Source organism: Kitasatospora sp. NPDC088264, from assembly GCF_040685715.1.
Taxonomy (GTDB): Bacteria; Actinomycetota; Actinomycetes; order Streptomycetales; family Streptomycetaceae; genus Kitasatospora.
In genome coordinates, this window is record NZ_JBFBIR010000137.1 from 1 (window position 1) to 2226 (window position 2226).

Annotated in this window: 1 protein-coding gene; it reads right to left on the minus strand. The window is 74.7% G+C overall.

The features are described from left to right. Positions 1 to 2226: condensation domain-containing protein (locus tag AB0O82_RS38630; protein WP_363589730.1), on the minus strand; the 2226-nt coding region annotated here is incomplete at both ends.

Sequence of the window (2226 nt, forward strand, 5' to 3'; positions counted from 1 at the left end):
CGCCAGCAACCCCACCACCGACTCCACCGAACGCGGCAGCGCCAACGCCACCACCGACCCGGGGACCACCCCGGCGGCGATCAGCCGGTGCGCCAACCGGTTCGCCCGCGCGTCCAACTCCGCGAAGGTCAACGCGACGCCCCCGTGGACCAGCGCCACCACCTCCGGAGTCGCCACGGCCTGAGCCTCGAACACAGCCGGAACCAACGGCACCTCCACCGCCAACGGCACCACCCCGCCCAGCAGTTCGACCCGCTCGACCGGGGACAGCAGTTCCGCCCGACCGATCGGCTGGTCCGGCCCGGCCGCCACGGCCGCCAGCAGCCGGCCGAGCCGGAGGGCGATCGCCTCGGCCGTCTCCCGGTCGAAGAGGTCGGTGGCGAAGTCGATCACGCACTCCAGGCCGGCCGGTGCACCGTCCGCGTCGAAGGACTCGCCGATGCCGACGCTCAGGTCGAACTTGGCGACCGCGCCACCGGACGGCTCGACGGAGACGTCCAGACCGGCCGCGTCGAGCGGCGCCGCGTCGCCGTCACCCTGCATCACCAGCATGACCTGGAAGAGCGGGTGGCGGGCCAGCGAGCGGGCCGGGTTCAGCTCCTCCACCAGCCGCTCGAACGGCACGTCCTGGTGTGCGTGCGCGTCGAGTTGGGTCTCCCGGACGCGGGCCAGCAGTTCGGTGAAGCTCGGATCTCCCGAGGTGTCGGTGCGCAGCACCAGGGTGTTGACGAAGAAGCCGACCAGGTCGTCCAGCGCCTCGTCGGACCGCCCGGCCACCACCGAACCGATCGGCACGTCGGTGCCCGCTCCGAGCCGGGTGAGCAGGGCGGCGAGGGCGGCCTGGACGGTCATGAACATCGTCACCCGCTGCGAGCGCGTCAACGTCACCAGTTCGCGGTGGAGTTCGGCGCCCAGCGGATGGACGATCCGGTCGCCGCGGTGGCTGGCGACGGCGCCCCGGGGGCGGTCCGCCGGGAGCGCCAGCTCCTCCGGGAGGTCGGCCAGCGCGTCCCGCCAGTAGGCGAGTTGGCGACTGAGGAGGCCGCCCTGGGCCTGGCCTTCGCCTTCGCCCTCGCCTTCGCCGAGCAGCTCACGCTGCCAGAGCGCGTAGTCCGCGTACTGCACCCGCAGCGGCGCCTGCTCGGGCGCGGCGCCCGCCACCCGCGCCGCGTAGGCCACGGCGAGATCGCGCAGCAGCGGGCCCATCGACCAGCCGTCACCGGCGATGTGGTGCAGCACCAGGACGAGCAGGTGCTCGTCCCGGCCGGCCGGGATCAGGTGGGCCCGGATCGGCAGTTCGGCGGCGAGGTCGAACGGGCGCGAGGTGCAGGCCTCCGGCGCGGTGCCGCCGGGCAGCGGCTCGACGGGGACGCGGGCCGCCTCGGCCGGTCGGATCCGCTGGTACGGGGTTCCGTCCTCCTCCTCGATCACCGTGCGCAGGCTCTCGTGCCGGGCCACCAGGTCGCCGAGGGCGAGCTCCAGGGCCGCGGCGTCCAGCTCGCCCGTCACGCGGAGCACGAGCGGCAGGTTGTAGAGGGCGCTCGGGCCCTCCATCCGGTCGATCAGCCAGAGCCGCTGCTGCGCGAAGGACAGCGGCACCCGCTCGGGCCGCTCGGCCCGGGCGCTCAGCGCGAGCCGGTCGCAGCCCGCGTCGAGGCGGCCGGCGAGCCCGGCCGCGGTCGGCGCCTCGAAGACGTCCCGGATACCCAACTCCACACCCAGCACGGACCGGACCCGGCTCAGCAGCCGGGTGGCGAGCAGCGAGTGCCCGCCCAGCGCGAAGAAGTCGTCGTCGGCGCCGACCGCGTCCAGGCCGAGCACCTCGGCGAGCAGGCCGCACAGGATCTCCTCCTGCGGGCTACGGGCCGTCCGGCCGCCGGCCGCCGCCAGGGCGGCGAAGTCCGGGGCGGGCAGAGCACGGCGGTCGACCTTGCCGCTGCCGGTCAGCGGCAGGGCGTCGAGCGGCACCACGGCGGCGGGCACCATGTAGCCGGGCAGCGACTCGCCGGCGAACCGGCGCAGCGCGTGGGCGAGTTCGGGGGCGGCGGCGCCGTCCACCGCGCAGTAGGCGACCAGCCGGCGGTCTCCTTCGCTGCTCTCCCGAACGGTCACCACGGTCTGGCGGACGGCGGGGTGGCGGGTCAACGCCTGCTCGATCTCGCCGAGTTCGATCCGGAAGCCACGGATCTTCACCTGGTCGTCGGTGCGGCCCAGGTACTCGATCCC